This window comes from Nocardia sp. NPDC005366 (assembly GCF_040606855.1).
GTDB lineage: Bacteria > Actinomycetota > Actinomycetes > Mycobacteriales > Mycobacteriaceae > Nocardia.
The window spans coordinates 17,339-39,712 of record NZ_JBEXFQ010000017.1; the positions used below are offsets into that span (position 1 = coordinate 17,339).

The 22,374-nt window shown below is 69.0% G+C and carries 7 protein-coding genes and 1 pseudogene; 3 read left to right on the forward strand and 5 right to left on the reverse strand.

The window, feature by feature from the left end; translation table 11 throughout:
* Positions 1 to 8 precede the first annotated feature (8 nt).
* From ABZS43_RS20240 to ABZS43_RS20260, 5 genes and pseudogenes are all read right to left on the reverse strand, one after another.
* Entirely contained in the window at positions 9 to 13,811 is a 13,803-nt protein-coding gene (locus ABZS43_RS20240; RefSeq protein WP_355037454.1) for an amino acid adenylation domain-containing protein, read from the reverse strand.
* A 442-nt stretch (positions 13,812 to 14,253) separates the two neighbouring features.
* Positions 14,254 to 15,957 carry an apolipoprotein N-acyltransferase gene (gene lnt, locus ABZS43_RS20245; protein ID WP_355037455.1) on the reverse strand — a complete coding sequence of 568 codons (1,704 nt, stop codon included), beginning with the start codon at positions 15,955 to 15,957 and terminating at the stop codon, positions 14,254 to 14,256.
* Complete coding sequence (locus tag ABZS43_RS20250) at positions 15,947 to 17,545, reverse strand: amidohydrolase family protein (RefSeq protein ID WP_355037456.1); 1,599 nt, start codon at positions 17,543 to 17,545, stop codon at positions 15,947 to 15,949. The genes lnt and ABZS43_RS20250 overlap by 11 nt, the downstream gene beginning before the upstream one ends.
* 64 nt (positions 17,546 to 17,609) lie before the next feature.
* Complete coding sequence (locus ABZS43_RS20255) at positions 17,610 to 18,089, reverse strand: FxsA family protein (protein ID WP_355037457.1); 480 nt, start codon at positions 18,087 to 18,089, stop codon at positions 17,610 to 17,612.
* Between the two features lie 100 nt (positions 18,090 to 18,189).
* Positions 18,190 to 18,345: pseudogene (locus ABZS43_RS20260) on the reverse strand (LuxR C-terminal-related transcriptional regulator); the annotation flags it as partial.
* A 437-nt stretch (positions 18,346 to 18,782) separates the two neighbouring features.
* Between ABZS43_RS20260 and ABZS43_RS20265 the strand changes: the two are divergent.
* The 3 genes from ABZS43_RS20265 to ABZS43_RS20275 all read left to right on the forward strand — a co-directional run bounded on the left by ABZS43_RS20265 (position 18,783) and on the right by ABZS43_RS20275 (position 22,370).
* A complete protein-coding gene (locus ABZS43_RS20265; RefSeq protein WP_355037458.1) occupies positions 18,783 to 21,134 on the forward strand; it encodes a DUF4132 domain-containing protein in 2,352 nt (783 codons plus the stop codon).
* A 71-nt stretch (positions 21,135 to 21,205) separates the two neighbouring features.
* Positions 21,206 to 21,598 (forward strand): hypothetical protein, encoded by a 393-nt coding sequence (locus tag ABZS43_RS20270; RefSeq protein ID WP_355037459.1) that lies wholly within the window; start codon positions 21,206 to 21,208, stop codon positions 21,596 to 21,598.
* Positions 21,599 to 21,602: 4 nt separating this feature from the next.
* On the forward strand, positions 21,603 to 22,370 hold the full coding sequence (locus ABZS43_RS20275) for a TSUP family transporter (RefSeq protein WP_355037460.1): 768 nt from the start codon (positions 21,603 to 21,605) through the stop codon (positions 22,368 to 22,370).
* Positions 22,371 to 22,374 lie beyond the last annotated feature (4 nt).

Sequence of the window (22,374 nt, forward strand, 5' to 3'; positions counted from 1 at the left end):
GCGCTGAGTCACTCGGCATTCTCCTTTGCGGTTCCGGCGGCGCCGTCCAGATGCCGGTGCAGTACCGGCCCGATGACGCCCAGCGATTCGGGGGTGGTCATGGCCGCGTGGCGGCACGGGAGCGGGTGATCGTGGATGACACCGGTGACGAACGACTCCCACGCCGTCGCCCGGCGGGCCGGATCAGCCCGGTTGATCTCGTCGTCGGCCGCGCTGAAGAACACCAGGTCGCCGTCGAAGGTGCGCGGGCGGAAACCGTGCGCCATGACGGTGCCGTTGGTATAGCCCTCGTACAGCCGTTCCAGGTGGTCGACGGTGAGCGACGCGAACGGTCCGGGCCGCGAGCGGAGCAGATCCGCCGCCTCGCGCAGATTCATCGCCGGATCGAGTTCGGCGCCGTCTTCGCGCATGTCATCGCCGAATTCCGCGATGATCTCGGCGACGCCGGGGATGGCGTTTTCCAGCAATTCGTCGGAGAGCCGGTAGCTGTCCATCATCGACAGCAGCGCGACCTGTTCGCCGGCCTCCTGCAACTGCACCGCCACTTCGTGGGCGATCAGGCCGCCGAGCGACCAGCCGAGCAGGTGATACGGACCGGCGGGCTGGATCGACATGATCCGTGCCACATAGTGTTCGGCTGCTTCGACGATCGAGGCGAAACCTTCCTCCCCCGCCACGTGGGGAGACTGCAACCCGTACACCGGACGGTCCGGCGCCAGGTGCGCGAGCAGTCCCGAATAGCACCAGGACAGCCCGATCGCGGGGTGCACGCAGAACAGCGGCGCCCGGGCCGACCCGGTGGCGGGGCGGATCGGTAACACCGGAGCCAGCGCCGCCGTCATGGCCGCGGCCGGATCGACGTCGCCGTCGATCCCCGCCGCGAGGGCCGCTGGTGTCGCCTCGCCGAACATCATCTGCACCGGCAGGTCGATCCCTTCGGCACGCGCGTACGCGACCACCTTGGTGGCCAGCAGCGAGTTGCCGCCGAGTTCGAAGAATCCGTCGTCGACGCCGACCGTTTCCGCGCCGAGAACATCGGCGAAGGCCGCGCACAACACCGCCTCGGTCGCGGTGCTCGGCGCCCGGTAGCCGACGGCCGCGCTGAAGACGGGTTCCGGCAGCGCCGAGCGATCGAGTTTGCCGACCGGGCTCAGCGGCACCTCGTCCAACAGCATGATCGACTGCGGCACCATGTAATTCGGGACGAGCGCCGCCACGTGCGAGACGAGCTCCCGCACCGTGACCGCGCTCCCCCGCCGGATTTTCGCGTAGGCCACAAGGGCCACGACATCCGCGGGTGTGCGATGGCCGATGGTCGTCGCGAATTCCACGGCGTCGTGGCGCGCGAGAGCCCGATCGATCTCGCCCAGTTCGATACGGAAGCCGCGGATCTTCACCTGATGATCGGTGCGCCCGACGTATTCGATCTCGCGCGCTTCCGGCACCGCCGCACCGAGTGTCGCGAGCTCTCCCATACCTGCCGACGACATCGGCGTCTGCCGCTCGCCGCTGAACCAGCGCACCAGGTCGCCGGTGCGGTACATTCGCTCGCCCGGCTTTCCGTACGGGTTGGCGATGAACCGCTGGGCCGTGAGACCTGGCCTGTTCAAGTAACCGCGGGCGAGCGCGTTACCCGCCAGATGTAGTTCACCGGTGACTCCTACCGGGGCCGGGTGCAGTCGCGCGTCGAGGATGATGGCGCTCACGCCGCGGATCGGACCGCCGATGGTGATCGGCTCGCCGGGTACCTGGGGCTGACCGATCACCGTGACGATCGTGGTCTCGGTCGGCCCGTACACGTTGTAGAGGTTGCGTCCCGGCGCCCAGCGGGTCACCAGATCCGGTGGCAACGCCTCCCCGCCGACCAGCACGTGCGCCAATTCCGTGACACCGGTCGGATCGACGGTGCCGAGCGCGGAGGTGGTGATGAACGCGTGGGTGATGCGTTCTTCGATGAAGACGCGGGCGAGGTCCGCGCCGCCGACCACGCCGGGCGGGGTGATCGCCAGCGAGGCCGCACCGCCGAGGGCGAGCAACAGGTCGAGCATGGCGGCGTCGAAACTCGGCGTCGCGAAATGCAGGACGCGGGAGCCGGGGTGGACATCGAAGCGCTGCGCGGTCTCGGCGGCGAAATTCGACAGTCCGCCGTGTGTGACCACGACGCCCTTCGGGGTTCCTGTCGAGCCGGAGGTGTAGATCACGTAGGCCGGATTGTCGATCCGTAACTCCGAGATCCGGTCCCCTTGCATAATCGGCGCGTCCGGTGCGGCCATGACCCTGCCACGGAAATCGATGTCGTCGAGCACGATCCACTCGGCGTCGTCGGGCAGCTCGTCACGATGGTCGGCGAGTGTGATGCCGAGCGCCGCACCGGAATCCGACAGCATATGGCTGATCCGGTCGGCCGGGTAGTGCGGATCGACCGGCACGAACGCGGCACCGGCCTTGGCGACGGCGAGCACCGAGGCCACCGATTCCACCGAACGCGGGATACTCAGCGCGACAAGGGTTTCCGGACCGACGCCGTAACCGATCAGCACGCGGGCGAGCCGGTTGGTCCAGCGGTCGAGCGCGTCGTAGCTGATCTGCGTGCCCTGCGACCGCAACGCGATCGCCTCGCGGTCGACCGAGGCCGCCGCGGCGAATACCGCGGGGAGGGTGAGGGGCCGGTCCGCCTCGGCGCCGCTGACCGGGGCCAGCCCCGACCATTCGCCCGGATCGAGCAGTTCCAGATCGCCGACCGGGGTGGTCGGACTCGCCGCCACCGCGTTCAGCAACCGAACCAGACGTCGGCCGAGCCGCCGCGCGGTCGCCTCGTCGAACAGATCACTCGCGTAATTCACCGCGAGGTCGATGCCGTTCGGCTGCCGCTGCCCCGCCGCACCGCTGTGCGATTCGGTCAGTGTGAACTGCAGATCGAATTTGGCGATTCCGGTGTCGATATCCCCCGCCTCGATACGCAGCCCAGGCAGTTCCAGCGCCCCCACCTGCTGGTTCTGCACCGAGAGCATCACCTGGAACAGCGGATGATGCGAGCGCGACCGCGCGGGATTGAGAACCTCGACCAAGCGCTCGAACGGCAGATCGGCGTGCGCGAACGCGTCGAGGTCGATATCGCGCACGGCGCGCAGTAGATCGGTGAAGCGCGTATCGGGTCGCACCTCGGTCCGCAGCACGAGCGTGTTGACGAACATGCCGATCATCCGGTCGAGGGCCGGATGCCCTCGGCCCGCGATCGGGGTGCCGACGGTGATGTCATCGACCCCGGTCATCCGGTGCAACAGCACCGCGAGCGCGGCGTGCAGCACCATGAACATGCTGACGCCGTTGCTGTTGGCCACCGCGTGCAGTTCCCGGTGGGTGTGCGCGTCGATCGGGCATTCCACGATCCCGCCGCGGTAGGTGGGCACCGGTGGACGCGGGCGGTCCGCCGGCACGTTCAGCAGTTCGGGGCTGTCGGCGAGCACGTCGCTCCAGTAGGCGAGCTGCTTGCTGATCGCCGATTCGGGGTCGTCCTCGTTGCCGAGTACATCCCGCTGCCACAGCGTGTAATCGGCGTATTGGACTTCCGGCGCGAGCCAGGCGGGTTCGCCACCGCGGACGATGGCGCTGTACGCCTCGACGAAGTCGGCGGCGAGTGGCTGCAATGACCAGCCGTCCATGGCGATGTGGTGGACGACGAGTACCAGGGCGTATTCCGGCGGTGCGGCGGCCTGGCCCGCACCGGTCTCGGCGTATTCCGAGACCGTGATCAGCGCGGCCCGCACCGGCACGGTGTCGGCGAGGTCGAATCCCGGTGCGGCGAAGTTCCGTATCGCCTCGACGACCCGGTCCGGGGGCACGGTGGTGCGGGAGAGCGTGATCGCCGCGTCGGCCGGATCGAGCACCTGCTGTACCGGCGACCCCGCCACCTCGGGGAATATCGTGCGCAATGTCTCGTGCTTGCGCTGCACCGCGTGCAGTGCCGCGATAAGCGCCTCGACATCGAGTTCGCCGCGCAGCCGCAGCACGACCGGAATGTTGTACGCGCCCGCGGCATGATCGGAATCCGCCGCCGCTACCGCGACATCGTTGAAGCGGTTGAGGAACCACAGCCGCTGCTGAGCCGCCGAGAGCGGAATCCGTTCCGGGCGCACCCGACGAACCAGTGTCGGCCGATCATCGGCACGCGCGTCCACAGGCTCGGGGGCGGTGTGCGCTGAGGTATCGAGCAACGCCGCGATCTGGGCCACCGTTGGCGAGGTGAAAACCGTGCGCACCTCGATCCTGGTGTCGGTGGCCGCCGCCAACCGAGCCACGAGTTGCGTTGCCAGCAGCGAGTTTCCGCCGATTTCGAAGAAGCTGTCGTCGGCGTTGACCGTTTCCGCGCCGACCAGTTCGCCCATGACACGGGCGACGAGCCGCTCCGCGTCGGTCTCCGGCATCCGCGCCGAACGCGCGACGCTCAACGTCGGCTCCGGCAGTGCCGCGATATCCAGCTTGCCGGTCGGGGTCAGCGGAATCCGGTCGAGAAGCGTGATCGCGGCCGGAATCATGTGCACGGGAAGCTGTTCGGCGATATGCGCGCGCACCGCGTCGATATCCACCCCGGCCCGCTCGTCGGCGGGGTACACGAAGGAAACGATCCGATCCGCGTCCACGATTCGACGCACCTCGGTGTGCGCGAACCGCACCGAGGGATGTCCGCTCAGTGCCGTGGTGATCTCCCCGAGTTCGATGCGGAAACCGCGCAACTTCACCTGGTGGTCGCTGCGTCCGAGGTAGACGATGTCACCGGCGGCGTCCCAGCGCACCACGTCGCCGGTACGGTACATCCGCGAGCCCACGGGACCGTACGGGTCGGCGATGAACCGGCTCGCCGTCAGCGCCCCGCGCTCGAAATAGCCGCGCGCCACGCCGAGTCCGCCGAGGTACAGATCACCGGGGACCCCGACCGGAACCGGCCGCATCCGCTCGTCCAAGACCACCGCGCGGGCGCCGCGCACCAGCGAACCGATGGTGATCGGCAGGCCGACCCCCACCTGCCCCATGGTCACGACCACCGTGGTCTCGGTCGGTCCGTATCCGTTGAACAGATTGCGGCCGGGCGCCCAGCGCGCCACCAGATCCGGGCCGCACGCTTCGCCGCCGATCAGCAACGAACGTAGGTGCGGCAGTTCCCAACGGTCGCGGTCGATGGTCGCCAGCGCGGCGGGCGTCATGAAGGTGTGGGTGATCCGCTCGCGTTCGAGTAGTTCGGCGAGTTCGTCGCCGCCGTAGATATGCGGCGGGCAGATCACCATCGCCGCTCCGGCGCCGAGTGCGAGCAGCAGGTCCAGGATCGCCGCGTCGAAACTCGGCGACGAGAAATGCAGAGTGCGCGCGAACGGACCGGCGTCGAGGCGCTCGCTGAACTCGTCCGCGAGGTTGGACAATCCGCAGTGGCTGACCGCGACGCCCTTCGGCTTTCCGGTGGAACCGGAGGTGTAGACCACGTACGCGAGATCGGTGATCCTGGCGGGCCGCAGGCGTTCGGCGTCTTCGATGGTGCTGTCGTCCCGCGCGGCGAGTTCGGCGGCGAATCCCGGCTCATCGATCAACAGCCAGTCGGTGACCGGGCCCGTCCGGCCGGGCTCATGGCCCGCGGCGCGCAGGGTATCGGCGTACGTGGAGTCGCTGATACCGACCAGGCATCCGGAATCCGTCAGCATGTGCCGGATCCGGTCGGCCGGATATTTCGGATCGACCGGGACGAATGCCGCACCGGATTTGGCGACCGCGAGCATCGTGACGACGGATTCGATCGAGCGGGTCAACCCGAGCGCGACGCGATCCTCCGCACCGAGGCCACGCGCGATCAGCGCCCGCGCCAGGCTGTTCGAGCGGCGATCCAGTTCGGAGTAGGTCAGCGAATCGCCATCGGGCGACGCGTAGACGATGGCGGTGCGCTGCGGATACCGCTGCGCGGTTCCCGTGAAGTACGCGCCGAGTGTGCGGGGCGGCACGGTCGGCCCGCCCGCCGCCGGGGTGAGCGTGCGCCGCTCGTGATCGGTCCTCGCGTCGATATCGCGTACGAGCACCCGCGGATCGGCGGTGACCGCCGACAGCACCCGCAGGAAACGGTCGCCGAGTATCTCGACCGTCGTCTCGTCGAAGAGTTCGGCGGCGTAGACGAATTCGAACCCCAGCGCGGGATCGCTCTCGTCGCCGGTACTCGCGACGCGCAGTTCGAGGTCGAATTTGGCTAGCGCGATATCCAGTTCCTCGGCGCGCAGCGACAGGCCGGGCAGGCGCAGCGACGGCACCTGCCCTTCCCGCACGGTCAGCGCCACCTGGAACAGCGGCGGCCGGCTACCCGCCCCGCGCTGCTTGCCCAATTCCTCGACGACGCGCTCGAAGGGAATTTCGGCATGGGCCAACGCGGCCAGTTCGGTGTCGCGGTCGGCGCGCAGCAGCGACGCGAAGGGGCTGTCCGGGTCGACGTCGGACCGCAGCACCAGCGTATTGACGAACATGCCGACCAACTCGTCGAGTTGGGTGTCCGAGCGGCCCGCGACCGGGGTGCCGATCACGATGTCGCGGCCACCGGTGACAACACGCAGCAGCACCGCCAGTGCCGAACGCAGCACCATGAAAAGGCTGACGCCCTGCTCGGCCGCCAGCCGCGTCAGCCCATGCCGCACCGCTTCCGGCACGGCCAGGCGCACCGTCCCTGCCGCGTGCGTGGGTTGCGCGGGGCGCGGCCGATCGTAGGGCAGCGGCAATTCCTCGGGCGCGTCGGCCAGTGCCGTGCGCCAGAATTCCAACTGGGTGCTCGCGACGCTGGTCGGGTCCGATTCGTCGCCGAGGCAGGCGCGCTGCCACAGTCCGAAATCCGCGTACTGCACGGGAAGTGGCGCCCAGACCGGAGCGGCGCCCCCGTGCCTGGCCGCGTAGGCGATCGCCAGATCACGGGTCAGCGGGCCGAGCGACCAGCCGTCGGCGGCGATGTGGTGGACGACGACGCCGAGTAGATGACGGTCGGATCCGGTGCGCAGCAACGAGATCCGCAGTGCTGTCGAACGGGTGAGATCGAATCCGCTGCGGGCCATGGTGTCCAGCGCCCGCCGCGCGCCCGCATCGTCGGTTGTGATCGGAGTGAGGACCGGCGTCGCCTCGGTGATGGGCAGTACCACCTGCTGGGGCCCCTCGGTGTCCTCGGGGAAGACCGTCCGCAGGACTTCGTGCCGGTCCACCACGTCGATCAGGGCGGCGCCGAGCGCGTGGACATCCAGGTCGCCTTCGATTCGAATGACGAAAGCGATGTTATAGGCGCTCGATTCGGGTGAGAATCTATTGAGGAACCACAGTCGCTGCTGCGGCAGCGACAGTGGAAGGCGTCCCGGACGCGGGGTGTGTACCGCCAGCGCCATCCGCTGCGTCCGGGGCGCTTCCGTTATCCGCTCGGCCACGCCCGCCACCGTCGGGGCCTCGAAGATCTCACGCACGGGCAGATCCACGCCGAATTCCGCGTGCAATGCGGCGGCGAGCCGGGTGGCGAGCAGCGAGTTGCCGCCGACGTCGAAGAAACTGTCCTCCGCGCCCGACACCGGACGGCCGAGCACCTCGCCGAAGACGGCGGCCACGCGCATCTCTGCCTCGGATTCCAGCGCCCGCGAACTGCCGATCGCCACGAAGACCGGCTCCGGCAATGCCCTTCGATCGAGTTTGCCCGCGGGGGTGACCGGCATTTCGTCCAGCACGGTGATCGAGGCGGGCACCATGTACCCGGGCAGCCGCCGACGCGCGGTGTCGGCGACCGCGTTCGCGTCGAGGCCGCCGTCGGCGGCGGTCACGTACGCGGCCAACCGCAGGTGACCGTGCTCGTCGGTGTGCACGATGGTCAACGCGGAGCTCACACCGGGATGCGCGCGCAGGACATGGTCGATCTCGCTGAGTTCGATGCGGAAACCGCGGATCTTGACCTGATCGTCGGCGCGGCCGAGGAAGCGCAGATGTCCGGCATGGTCGATGACCACCAGGTCACCGGTGCGGTACATGCGTTCACCGCGCCTACCGAGCGGATTCGCCGGAAAACGTTGCGCGGTCAGACCGTTGCGGCCCAGATACCCCCGGGCGATGCCGGACCCGGACAGGTACAGCTCGCCCGGCGTACCCGGCGGCACCGGACGCAGCCGGGCGTCCAGCACGAACAGTCGCATACCGCGCACCGGCAGGCCGAGCGGGACCGGCAGCCCCGCCAGCATCGCACGCGAGGCGGTCGCCGCGACGGTCGCCTCGGAAGGCCCGTACATATTGTGGATGCGATGGCGCGCGGACCAGGTCTCGACCAGTTCCTCCGAGCATGCCTCACCGCCGACGATGACCACCTCGAGATCGTCGAGATCCCTTTCCGGCACCGTCGCCAGCGCCGCGGGGGTGATGAAGGCGTGGGTGACGCGCTCCTCGCGCAGTACTCGGGCCAGTTCGGCGCCGCCGTAGATGCCGAACGGAACCACCACCATGGTCGCGCCCGCGGCGAATCCCAACAGCATCTCCAGCACCGACGCGTCGAAGCTCGGCGACGAGAAGTGCAGTGTACGAGCAGATTCGGTGACACCGAACAGATACATCTGCTCGCGGGCCAGTGAGGCGAGGCCACCGTGGGTCACCACGACGGCCTTCGGCTTGCCGGTCGAGCCCGAGGTGTAGATGAGGTAGGCGGGATGACCGATGCGCAGCGGGTAATGCCGCTCGGCGTCGGTGACCGGTGCGGTCGTGTATTCGGCCAGTTCCTCGGCCAAGGCGGGCGAACCGAGCACCAACCAGTCGAGGGACATGTTGCGGTGCTTGCCGTGGGTGTCGGGCCAGGCGGGCATGGCCGTCAGGGAATCCGGCACGGTCAGGCCGAGCATGGCGCCGGAGTCGGCGAGCATATGCCCGATCCGCTCGGCGGGATAGCTCGGATCGATCGGCACGTAGGCCGCACCGGTCTTGGCGACCGCCCAGATCGCGATGATCGAATCGAGGCTGCGCGGCAGCGCGACCGCGACCACGATCTCAGGTCCGGCGCCGTGGTCGATCAGCACCCGCGCCAGGCGGTTCGACAGCTTGTCCAACTGGCCGTAGGTGGTGTCGTCGCCGCGGTAGCGCACAGCCACCCGCTCCGGCATCCGCTCGGCCGTCTCGGACAGCATGCGGGCGAGGGTGGTCGGCGGCTCACCCGGCGCCCCGGCGATCGGGACCAACTTGGCGTTCTCGCGCGTGTCGAGGATGTCGATATCGCCGACGGGGGCGCGCGGCGTCGCCACAACGGCATCGAGGACAGCGACGAATCGGCGCGCGAACGACTCGACCGTGCGCTCGTCGAAAATATCGGTGGCGTAACCGAATTCGGCATGCAGCGGACCGTCGCCGATATCATCGCGCACGTCGAGCTGGAGGTCGAATTTGGCGATCGCCGCGTCGAGTTCGATGACCTCGGCGCGTACACCGGGTAGGTCGACGGGCAGTTCCGGGGTCCGGTCGTAGGACAGCATCACCTGGAACAGCGGATGCCGCGCGGTGGAACGCTCCGGATTCACCACCTCGACCAGCCGATCGAACGGCACGTCGGCATTGGCGAACGCGTTCAGATCGGTTTCGCGGACCACGTCGAGCATCCGGTCGAATCCGCGCGCCGACTCGACCTCGGTGCGCAGCACCAGGGTGTTGACGAACATGCCGACCAGATCGTCGAGCGCGGGATCGGAGCGACCCGCGATCGGGGTGCCGATCGCGATATCGGTCGACGAGGACAGCCGCGAGAGCAGGATCGCCAGTGCGGCGTGCAGCACCATGAACATGCTGACACCCCGAGCGGCGGCCAGCTCGCCTGCGGCGCGACGGGTTTCGGCGGAAATGGCGAATTGGACCCGGCCGCCGGCGGTGTCCCTGCGGAGCGGGCGCGGGCGGTCGAGCGGTAGATCGAGTTGGTCGGGCAGGCCGGCCAACTCGGCGCGCCAGTAGGCCAGCTGCCTGCTCAACGCGCTGGCCGGATCGGTCTCGTCGCCGAGCAATTCGCGCTGCCACAGCGCGAAATCGGCGTACTGCACGGGAAGCGGAGTCCACTGCGGCGCGGCGTCGCGCGCACGTGCCGCGACCGCGACCATCAGATCGCGCGCGAGCGGGGCGATCGACCAGCCGTCACCGGCGATGTGGTGCAACACCACGAGGAATACGTACTGATTCGGGCCCGTCGTCCACAGCGCGACCCGGATCGGCGCCTGACCGCGCAGATCGAAACCGTAACCGGCGAATTCGGTGGCGAGCGCCACCGGGTCCGCGCCGAACGCGTCGATCGGCTCGAGCGTCAGCGGGATCTCGGCGGTCGGATGCACGAACTGGTAGGGGCCCTCGGCCGATTCGGGGAAGGTGGTGCGCAGACTCTCGTGGCGCTCGATCACGTCGGTCAGGCCGGCGTGCAACGCCTCGATATCGATGGGCCCTTCCAGCCGCACCGCCAGCGGCATATTGTAGGCGGCCGCGTGTTCGCCGAAACGGTTGAGGATCCAGATCCGCTGCTGAGCCAGGGACAACGGGATTCGCTCGGGTCTACTCATGGGAAGTAGGCGTGGTGACGCCGTGTCGAACGTGTGCGTCGCGAATCGTTCGACCAACGCCGCGATGGACGCGGCTTCGAACAGATCGCGGATGGTGAGGCCGGTGGCGAGGGTCGCGTTGATCCGCGACACCGCGCGCGCGGCGACGAGCGAATTGCCCCCTAGATCGAAAAAGCTGTCGCCCGTGCCGATTTCGTCTTCCTCGAGATCGAGTACCTCGGCGAAGATCGCGGCGAGCGCGCGCTCCACCTCGGTATGCGGCTGTTCGGCGACCGGGTGGGAGCGGACGGTCGCGGCGGGAGCGGGCAGCGCCTTGCGATCGATCTTGCCGTTCGGGCTGAGCGGCAGTTCATCGAGTTCCATCACCACCGACGGCACCATGTAACCGGGAAGCGTCCGACGTAGGGCGGCGACCAGGGCGGCGGTGTCCAAGAAGGCGGCCGACGCCTCGGATTCTCCGGCATCGCCCGAGGAATCGGGGGTCGCGACGACGTACGCGACGAGTTCGTCACCCTTGCGTCCGGCGTGCGCGACACAGACGGCGCTGGCGACCCCCGGCTGGGCGAGCAGGGCCGACTCGATCTCCCCCAGTTCGATGCGCAGGCCGCGGATCTTGACCTGGAAGTCGGTGCGGCCCAGGTAATCCAGCACACCGCGGTCCCCATCCGGCGCGACCTGCCAGCGCGCCAGGTCACCGGTGCGGTACATGCGCGCGCCCGGCGTGAACGGGTTGGCCACGAACCGGTCCGCCGTCAGACGGGGCTGCCCGACATACCCCCTGGCCAGTTGCACGCCCGCCAGGTACAGCTCGCCGACCACGCCTGGCGGCACCGGCCGCAGGTGAGCGTCGAGCACGTAGGTCTGGGTGTTCCAGACCGGGGAGCCGATCGGCACGGTCGCCGGATTCGGCGGGCACGGCCAGTACGTGACGTCGACCGCGGCCTCGGTGGGGCCGTACAGGTTGTGCAGTTCGGTACCGCGCAGCGCCGCGTGGAAACCGCGGGCGGTCGCCGACGGCAGCGCCTCACCGCTGCAGAACACCCGGCGCAGGCCGGTGCAGCGGCGGATGTCGGCATCGGCGACGAACAACGACAGCATCGACGGCACGAAATGCGCCGTGGTGATGTTCTTCTCGGCGATGATCCGGGCCAGGTAGGCGGGGTCGCGGTGCCCGTCGTGTTCGGCGATCACCAATCTCGCGCCGATCTGCAAGGGCCAGAAGAATTCCCAGACCGACACGTCGAAGGTGGCCGGAGTCTTCTGCAAGACCGCGTCGGTGGCGTCGAGCGGGTATTCGTGCTGCATCCAGCGCAACCGATTCACGATGGCCGCGTGGGATACCCCGACACCCTTGGGTTTTCCGGTGGAGCCGGAGGTGAAGATGATGTAGGCCAGATCGTCACCGTGCAGCGGTGCGCGCCGGTCGGCATCGGTGATGGGCCTCGCGTCGATTTCGCGGAGGTCGAGGAGGTCGAGCGCGATCGTGGCCGCGCGGTGCGGCAGGGTGAGCCCGTCGCGCGCGGCAGTCAGCACGCAGACCGGTTTCGCCTGGTCCAAAATGCCGTCGATCCGCTCGACCGGATTATCGGGATCGAGCGGCAGATAGGCCGCGCCGGATTTGACGATCGCGTATAGGCCGACAACCAGTTCGATACTGCGCCGAAGGAACAGGGCCACCACCTTGTCGGGTGCTGCCCCGCGCACGATCAGCCGACGTGCCAGCCGGTTGGCCCGCTGGTCGAGTTCGCGGTAGGTCAGCGACTCGCCGTCGAATTCCAGTGCCACCGCGTCCGGGCAGGACGCCGCGCGCTCGGCGAACAGGTCCACCAGGGTGCCCTGCCGAACCGGTTGATCGGTGGCGTTCCAGGTGTGCAGTACCCGCGTGCGCTCGGCCTCGGTGATGGCGGCCAGGCTCAGCGCCCTGGTATCCGCGCCGGATTCCAGGAAGCGGCCGAGGAAATCGAAGAAGCGCTCCTGATGCCCCGTGACCTCGGATTCCGAGTACAGCCCCGGATTGGCCTCGAAGTCGATGTGGATGCGGCCACCCTCGCCGTTGTACAGATTGATCGAAAGATCTTCGACCGGTCCGGTGGCCAGCACGTGCAGCGAGCCGATCAGGCTGCCGAATTTCAGCTCGTTGTGGAACAGCATGATGTTGACCATCGGCCCGAAGAAACCGCGCGCGTCACGCGAGTAGCCGCAGTCGCGCCGGATATCGTCGTGCCGGTAGCGCTGATGGCGCAATGCGCCGGTGATCTGCAGTTCCGCGCGACGCACCACGTCGGCGATGGTGGTCTCGGCGTCGAAACCGATGCGGATCGGCACCACATTCGACACCACGCCCGCGGAGCGTCGCAGCGTGACGGTGGTCCGCGCGGACACCGGCAGACTCAGCACCACATCGGAATCGCCGGTCACCGACCGCACGTAGCAGGCGAGTGCCGCGACGAAGATGGTCGACGGGTGCGCGCCGTGGGTCGCGGTGACCGCGGCCAACGCGGCATCGGCCCGGTCGTCGAGCACGCCACCGGCCAGCCACCGCCCCGCATCCGGTACCGATGCGGCGGCGTTCACACTGGACAGGCTCTTGGGCGCGCCCGCACCCGCGAGTTGCTCCATCCAGTAATCGCGGTCGCTGACGAAACGCTTGGACGCGCGATAGGCGGATTCGCCCGCGTAGATCGCGGCGAGATCGGTGGCACGGGAAACCGTGGGTTCGGTGCGATCTTCGAGGGCGGTGTAGATCTCCGCGACTCGGGTCATCGCGGTCATCGACCCGTAGCCGTCGATGACGATGTGATGGGCGCGTGCGTACCAGAAGTACTCCGCGTCGCCGACGCGGAGTATCACATTCGTGTTGAGCGGGTCGTGCTCCACGTCGATCGGGGAACCCGCGTGTTCGTGCATCCACTGCAGCGCGGCGGCTCTGGGGTCGTCCTCGTCGCGCAGATCCATCCGCCCCCAGCCTGGACGCCAGTTCAGGTCGATGTACTGGTGCGGAACACCGTCGATCTCGATCAACCGGACATAGCCGGCCTGGGACTCGGCGCCGTAACGCTCGGCCGCGTACAGGAGGCGGCCGATATCGAGGTCACCGCGGAACTCGATGTACTGGGCGATCGTCAGCGGCACATCGGGGCGGATGCGCTGGGCGTACCACAGGGCTGTCTGCGCGGGGGAGAGTGCGAATGGCTGTGGCGAGAATTCGCCGGAAGAGCATTGGTCTACGCGATCGGTGGCCAATGAACTCATCAATCACTCCGTTCTGCCGCAGTCGACGCAACTCCCCGAGCACCACCACGACCCGCGCGCATGCGCCAGCCGTAGAGCCTGATCCACGCCCTTTGATTCGGAGCACGACATCCGGCGGATGGCCGGTGTTTTGGATTTGTTTCACATCGAACGCCGGTGTCGGACGGCGATTTTCATCAGCTACATTTCCGCTAACCATGTCGGGTCACGGATTATCCGCACGCCGATCACTGGAAGTAGCCCAATTTTCGATGATGATCTTGCACGTCACAGCAACAGACTGGCGAACAGCACGGATCGTGAGAGACCGGCGACGAGGGGGCAGACCGGGACGTAAAACATACTGATTGTTGGTTATTCGAGAGAAGCCCCTACCGCTCTCGGATCACGGGCGGTTCGGGTAATCGCGTCCCGATCGCCGGACGATCGTCACACGAAACGGTTACGCACGCTTTCGACGCCGGTAGAGCACGAGCACCAGCGCGGCAGCCGTCAGAATAACCGACAGGAGCTCGGGCACGGGTCCGATCCGGGTCGCGATTGTCGTTTCTTCGCGCAACGGCAGATCGGCGACCAGCGCGGCGGGGACGAAAAGGGGTGACTGGGCGCGCACCACGCCGTCGGCGGTGACGATCGCGCTCACCCCCGACGTCGCCGCGACAACGAGAGTCCGGCCGTGTTCGACCGCGCGCACACGCGACATCGCCAGCTGCTGATAGGTCATCTCGCTGTCGCCGAAGGTCGCGTTGTTCGTCGGCACGGTCAGCAGTTGCGCGCCCGCTCGCATCGAATCGCGGAAGGCACGGTCGAATGCCACTTCGTAGCAGGTCGCTACACCGATATCGACCCCGGCCGCGTGGACGACCCCGTCGCCGTGCCCCGGCACGAAATATCCGGCTCGGTCGGCGTAATCGGAGAACAGCCGGAAGAAGCCGCGCATCGGCAGATACTCGCCGAACGGCTGGATGATCTTCTTGTCGTGGCGCTCCCCCGGACCGGCGGCGCCGTTCCACACCATGACCGAATTCGTGGTGGTGCGGTCCGCGTTCACCAGGACCGCGCCGACCAGAATGGGCGCGCCGATCTTCTCCGACGCCGCGGTGATCAGCGCCGAGGCGTCGGAGTTGCGCAATGGATCGATATCGGAGGAGTTCTCCGGCCAGATCACCACGTCGGGTTGTTTCGCCCGGCCCGCGGCGACCTCGCGCGCCAATTCCTCGGTCCGCCGGACGTGGTTGTCCAGTACCGCGCGCCGCTGCGCGTTGAAATCGAGGCCGAGCCGAGGCACGCTGCCCTGGATCGCGGCGACGGTGATCATCCGATCGCCGTCATCGGGACCGGGCAGCGCGGACCGCAGGAGCAGGCCCGCGAGCGGCATGAGAGCCACAGTCGCCGCCGCGGTGACGATTCCGAGCCGCGTCGCGCGCGTATACCCGGATTCGGTCCGCGCGGGGTGATCCGTGACGACCCCGGACGATTCGGCGGCGGCGACCGGCGAACCATCGGTTCTCGCCGGGATCTCGTGCCGCTCCGGAACCCACCACGCCCACGACCGTTCCGCCAGCGCGGCCGCGCCGGTGCCGGTCAGCGCGACAGCGAAGCCGACCAGCGGCGCGCCGCCAATCATCGCCAGCGGTAGATACCAGCCATCGGCCTGACCGAAAGCCACACGGCCCCAAGGAAAACCGCCGAACGGAAAGCTGGAGCGCGCCCACTCGGCCGTGACCCAGGCCAGCGCGACCCACAGCGGCCACCCCGGCAGGCGGCCGAGTAGTCGCGCCGACACACCGAAGCCGCCGAGGAAGACGGCGCACACGCTCGACAGCGCCAACCACGGCAGCGGTCCGACGTAGATCCCCGTCCACGGCAGCAGGGGCACGAAGAATCCGAGCCCGGCCAGCATCCCGTATCCGAACCCGCCGCGCAGTCGCCCCGGCGCGCGCACCACGAGTGCGAGCACGGCGATGCCGAACGGCGCGAGGAACCAGTACGGTCGCGGCGGGAAACTCCCGAACAGCAGCAGTCCGGCGGCCACGGCCGCCACCGACCGCGACAGCACCGGGTGACCGGAAACAGCGGCGACTACGGGCCGCGACCACGACACCGCGGCGGACCGGGGGGCCGCGGTGCCGGGATCAGGCTTCATGGATGGTGACTCCGCGATGAACGGTGCGCAGGCAACGCGGGAGCACGGCGTCCGGGCCGAGCGGCGGCAAGCCGGGCACGCGGGATCGTGGATCGGTCGACCAGCGCTGAACGCCGTCGGCAGCCGCCGCGACGACGAGTTCGTCGGCCTCCCAGACCGCGTAGGAGGCGGGGGCGCCGGGGACGAGGGTGCCCGCGAGACCGTCGCGCACGCCGCCGGCACGCCACGCGCCTCGGGTGGCCGCGGAGAAGGCGGCGCGCGGTGAGATGGCGCTGCCCGGGGTGCGATGGTCGGCGGCGGCGCGGACCGCCGCCCACGGATTCAGCGCGGTGACCGGCGCGTCCGATCCGATCGCGAGGGCCATCCCCGCGGCGGCCATGGCGGCGAAGGGGTTCGTGGCGGCGGCGCGCTCGGCGCCGAGACGCGCGGCGTACATCCCCGAGTCGCCGCCCCACGCCGCGTCGAATCCGGGTTGCACGCTGGCGATGACGCCCCACGCGGCGAGTTCGGCGATGTGCTCGGCGTCGAGCATTTCGGCGTGTTCGAGGCGATGGCCTCTGGCCGCGACGGCAGGTCCGCCGAGCGCGTCGACCACCCGCCCGAATCCGGTGACGACGGCGTCCATGGCGGCATCGCCGATGACGTGGAATCCGGCCTGTATCCCGGCTTCGGTGCAGGCGCGCACATGAGCGGCGATCGCGTCGGCGTCGAGGTATCCCAGCCCGGACGAGGCGTCGTCGGCATACGGTTCCCGCAGCCAGGCGGTATGCGAACCGAGCGAACCGTCGACGAACAGATCCCCCGCCAGCCCGTGCGCCCCCAGTTCGGCGACGAGCGACCGCGCCTCGTCGGCGGTGCGCACCGCCTCACCCCAGTACGCCCGCACCTCGACGCCGTGCTGGAATTCGAGCAGTTCGGCGAGATCGGCGCGACCGGCGATCTCCGGGCCGCCGCATTCGTGCACGGCGGCGACACCGTTGGCCGCGGCGGCGTCCAGTGCGGCGCGGCGAGCCCGATCGCGTTGCGTGCGATCCAATCCCGCCAGCACCGTCGCGCGCACCAGATGGTGTGCGGCGGCCCGCACCGGCTCACCCCTGGTGAATCCGGTGGCCGACCCCACCTCGGGGACCGCGTCCAGCAACGCGGTGGATACCACCGCGGAATGCGCGTCGACCCGCGCCAGGTACACCTGTCTGCCCGGCCCAGCGGCCGCGTCGATCTCGGCGATCGTCGGTGGCCTGCCCTCCGGCCACCGGGTCTCGTCCCATCCGTCGCCGAGAATCGCCCCGTCCCGATGCTGTGCCGCGTAGGCGCGCACCAGGTTCAGGCACGCGTCGAGGGATTCGGCCCCCGACAGGTCCAGCCCCGTCAGCCGCAATCCCAGCGCGGTCACATGCACGTGCGGGTCGACGAAGGCGGGGGCGACGAAAGCGCCGTCCACGTCGATGATCTCGGCGTCGGGGTGCAGCGCCCGGCCCGGCTTCTCGGCCCCCAGCCACACCACCATCCCGTCGGTGACCGCCATCGCGGTCGCGTCGGGAGCGCTGGAACTGTAGATACGACCGCCGAGCAGCAACTGGGTACTCACGGGTGATCAGTCTGCCGCATCCCGGTCGCGGCCGTTCCGGGCGGACCGCGCCGAGCGGCCGAACTCAGGCGGGGCCGACGGCGCGGCGGGCATTGCCCTGTCCGTCGTCGTACCACTGCTGCACGACGGTGGCATCGATGACGTCGCCGTCGATGACGACCCCGCGATAGGTCCGGGCAGCGGCGAATTTCCCGATGCGGCGGGCGGCGACCGCGGTCACCGCCGGGCGGACCAGGAACCGGGTGGGCGGAAGCAGGAACAACAGGCCGATGAGACCGGTCACCAGGCCCGGGACGAACATCAGTACCGCGCCCGCCGCGACCAGCGCGCCGTCCGCGACGGCGGTACCTGGATCGATATCGCCCCGGCCCGCGCGTCGGAACTGTTCGATGACGCGGCGGCCCTGCGAACCGAGCAGCAGCATGCCCGCGGCCGACGTCGCGATCAGCAGCACAACCGCGGGCACGACACCGAGCAGGTGTCCGACCGCGAACAACACGGCGATCTCGATGACGACGTAGAGCGCGAAGATCAGGGCGGGCATTGGCGTTCCTTTCGGACGATCTATCCATGCCAACGTCCGATGGCCCCGATTTTCTCCCGACCGAGCCTGATAGGTCGCTGAGATCACCCGGGCCTGGGCATCAGCCGCCCGGGCGGACCAGTCCGGTCTCGTAGGCGAGAACCACGGCCTGCACCCTGTCACGCAGTCCGAGTTTCGTCAGCACCCGACCGACATGCGTCTTCACCGTGGCCTCCGACAGATACAGCTGTTGGGCGATCTCGGCATTCGAGCGGCCCGCCGCGGGCAAGGTCCGGGCGACCAACGACAATGCCCGCGTGACGGCGGGGACCGCGAGGTGTGGTCGGCCGTATCGAAACCGCGCTGTCCGTCCGGGACGTTCGACACCGCGTCATCGGCCGCCGACGCCGCGGCAGGCAGTTCGGCGGCAGGCAGTTCGATCGGCTCCGGTTCGGTTGCGCGCAGGCCGATTTCGGATATGCCTCGGTTGCTGCAACAATCTCGGCGGCGATGTGCGCGCAGCCCTTCGGGTTCATTCTTGTCGGTGCTGCCCGATATCCTTTTCGGTTCGACCAGACATTAACCCGGGGGGCAAAGGTGTCCGATAGGAAATCACTCGCACGGCTGCGCTCCGATGAGCGCGCGTGGGTTGTTCCCGCCTGGTGGTGGCGTCGAACCGAGCCGTGGCGCGGGCGCGGTCAGTGTCGAGTCGCGGTGGATTCCGCGGCTGCGCAACGGGTTCGCGACCTGCTCCACGACTCCGCCGACGCACTGCGCGCGGTATTCGCCCATCCCGCTTCCGATCCCGCCATCGCCGCCCGCGGGCTCGCCGTGCTCAACTCCGGTGTCGGTGAACCGATCGGCTCCGGCGCGATCTGCGCACTGCTGCTGCCTCTGTTGCCGCCACCCGATCGCGGCGATCCGACCGATCTGCTCGTGGAGTGGTACGGCCTCGAATTCGCCGCCGAGGCACTGGTCCATGTGAGCCGGGTGAGCGTCGAGACCTCGTACGCCGCCCCCGCGCGGGGCGCCGCCGCCCCCGCCGAACGCCTCGCGGGGGCGGCGATCCTGGTCAACCGGGGTGCGGCGACGACGGCCACCGGCGCGATGGCGCGGCGACTGCGCGCATTCCTCGCCGTCGCCCCCGGCGAATCGTATTCACGCACCATCGGGGCGCTCACCGCGCTGCGCGGCGATACTTACGCGCGTCGGCTTCTGGCGTATCTGGCGCCGAGCGAAGTCGAATGGGTCGACGAGGCCGTTGGGGAACTGGGCGCGGGCCCGGACCCGCACTGGTCGGTGGCCGCCCTGTACAGCGCGGTCGCCACCCCGGCGCAGGCGGCGCGCGTCGCCGCCGTCGCGGGATATGAGGTGCCCGCCCACGATCCCCAGGTGCTCTACAGCCTGGCCGCCCATCTCGGACCCGCCGCCGCGCCGCTGGTCGCCGCGTGTGTCGGCCACGCCAACGACGATATGTACCACCGTCTCGTCCAGATCCTGGCCGACTTCCCCACCGACGAGGCCTTCGACCTGCTGATCGATCTCCTGCCCGATCGCCGCGCACGGACGGCTCTGCTCGGCGCGGTCACCGCGTTCCCGGAGCGGGCACGGCGACTGCTCGCGACGGCCGCGCACCGGGGCGGCGACATCGGCGTCGAATGCGCGGGCCTGCTGGCCGATCAGCTCGGCGCACCGGTCGACGGACCGCTCGACTTCCGGCCGTGGCTCGACCTCACCACGCTGCCCGCCCTGTCACCGGCCGATGCGATGCGACTGTGCACGCTGCTCGCCGGGCCCGAACACGATTACGTGGACGCGCTGATCACCGGTCTCGATCCGGCCGATCGCGCCGCGTTCGGCTCCGCGCTCTTCGACCGGTGGCGCGCGGCGGGCTATCCCCGCTCCGATGACTGGGTGTTGACCGCGCTGGCCAAGACCGGCGACGACACGACCGCGCGCACCCTCGCGGATCTTCTCGTCACCTGGGACGGCCCGGCGGGACATGCCAGGGCCGTCGCGGCCATCAGGGTGCTGTCCGCGCTCGGGTCCGAGGTCGCTCTCACCCAGCTCATCCGGCTCACCCGCGTCCTGCCGCCCGACGAATTGCACGCCGAGGCGCGGCGCGGCGTGACGGCGGTCGCCGACCGGCTCGGCCTCACCCCGGATCAACTGGCCGACCGTCAGGTTCCCACCTGCGGGCTGGAATCCGACGGCACCCTCGTGCTCGCGGACGGTACCCGGATCTCCCTGGTCGGATTCGTCGCCCAGCCGACGCCAGGCGTCGGCTCGCTGCTGCGCGGCACACTCGCCCGGCCCACCGCCGAACGTTTCACCGCCGTGGAGCGCGAGGTCGAATCCGTCGCCGCGCAGCAGGCTCGGCGACTCGAAGCCGCGATGGTGCGCAGGCGCACCTGGCGCATCGCCGAACATCGCGCGGTCTTCCTCGACCATCCGCTGCTGCGTCATCTGGCGCGGCAACTGGTCTGGGTCGTACTCGACGACAACGGACACGCGGTGAACGCCTTCCACATCGCGGCCGACGGTGAGCTGCGCGACAGCGACGACCGCCGGCTCGATCTCGACTCCGAGAGCGTCGCCATCGCGCATCCGCTGCATCTGCGCGAACACCTCCCGTACTGGGTCGGTCGATTCGCCGACGACCGAATCCGACAGCCATTTCCGCAACTCGACCGCACCCTCCATCACCTCACCGCCGAGGAATCGGCAGCCACCTCACTGGCCCGCTTCGCGGATCGGATGGTCGCCACGAGCGCCCTGTTGCGGCTGGAGGATTCCGGCTGGCGGCGCAGCGCCCCCGCCGACGGCGGCCTCCAGGACTATCTGTTCCGCCCGGTCGGCGCGGATCTGCAAGTGCTCATTGTGCTCGACGACGGTATCGACGCACGAGATCCGCTCCTGGTCCCGGAGCAAGTACTCGCCTCCGTCGAACTCGCCGCGGGCCCGCCGCGGCACTGGTGGCAGCGCTGCGGCGACACCAAATTCGCGGCGCTCGACCCGATCACCGCCAGCGAAGTACTGCGCGACCTGGAAATCCTCGTCGTCTGAGGTATCGGGGAACCGCCGCGTTCGAGATCAGTCGGACAAGCCGGGTGTGAGCGTTCCAGCGCGACCGCCTCGTGGGTGCTGCGCTCCCTGTCGTAGTCGGCGACGGCGAGCTGAGCCGCGACCTCGGCGTCATAGGCGTGCCGCGCGCCGTTGATTTCGGCAAGCGTCCAGCACAGTGCGTAGAACAGCGCGACGAACGCGAGCGTGGACAGGACCGCCTGATCCAGCACAAGCACGGAAACGGCGGCCTCCAGCGCGAGACCGATCAGCAGCAACAGCCCCTGTCGCCTGCCCACGTAGGCGACCAGGGTGTAGAGCATGATGCCGAGTGCGAGCAGCGCCGGATGGGTCGCGCGATCGTCGAGCAGGTAGTTCAGCATCGACGTGCTCAGCGTGAGAAGCACGCGACCGGGCGTGGTGCGGCGGCCACGTACGGCGCATACATGGGATGTCTGGTTGTCTAGCGGGGTGGATTTCGGAGATTGGACAGTCCTGCTCGTCGCCGCGACCGCCGCGGGGTGGGTCGACGCGGTAGTCGGCGGCGGCGGCCTGATCGTGCTGCCTACGCTGTTCCTCGTGGCGCCGGGCATCTCGCCGCAGACGGCCCTCGGCACCAACAAGATGGCGGCGGTGGCAGGCACGTCCGCCTCGGCGCTCACCTTCGCCCGCACAGTACCCATGCGGTGGCGGATCCTCCTGCCCGCGGCCGTGATCGCCGCGGGAGCCGCGGCGGTCGGCGCGGCGGCGGTCTCGCTGATCGACCGCGCGTTGTTCATTCCGATCGTGATGGTCGTGCTGGTCGGCGTCGCGATCGTCGTCACGCTGCGACCCTCGATCGGCGTCACCCTCGCGACGCGTCGACCGACGCGCCGCAAGGTGATCCTGGTCGTCGCGCTGGCCGCCGGACTGATCGGGCTCTACGACGGACTGCTCGGTCCCGGTACCGGCACCTTCCTGATCATCACCTTCGCGACTCTGCTCGGCACCGAATTCGTCCGCGCCGCCGCGATGGCGAAGGTGATCAACTGCGGATCCAATGCGGGCGCGCTGATCTTCTTCGGCGTCACCGGACATATTCTGTTCGCGCTGGGCGCGGCGATGGCGGTGGGCAATGTCGTCGGGGCGATCGCCGGTTCACGGATGGCTTTACGCAAGGGCGCCGAATTCGTGCGCGTGGTGCTGCTGGTCGTGGTCGTCGCGATGGTGATCCGGTTGGGCTGGCAGCAATTCGGCTGATTCG

What these genes read in the sequence shown, in the direction of transcription:
- ABZS43_RS20240 (WP_355037454.1), bottom strand. Translation starts at nt 13,811, where the DNA reads ATGAGTTCATTGGCCACCGATCGCGTAGACCAATGCTCTTCCGGCGAA.
- lnt (WP_355037455.1), bottom strand. Translation starts at nt 15,957, where the DNA reads ATGAAGCCTGATCCCGGCACCGCGGCCCCCCGGTCCGCCGCGGTGTCG.
- ABZS43_RS20255 (WP_355037457.1), bottom strand. Translation starts at nt 18,089, where the DNA reads ATGCCCGCCCTGATCTTCGCGCTCTACGTCGTCATCGAGATCGCCGTG.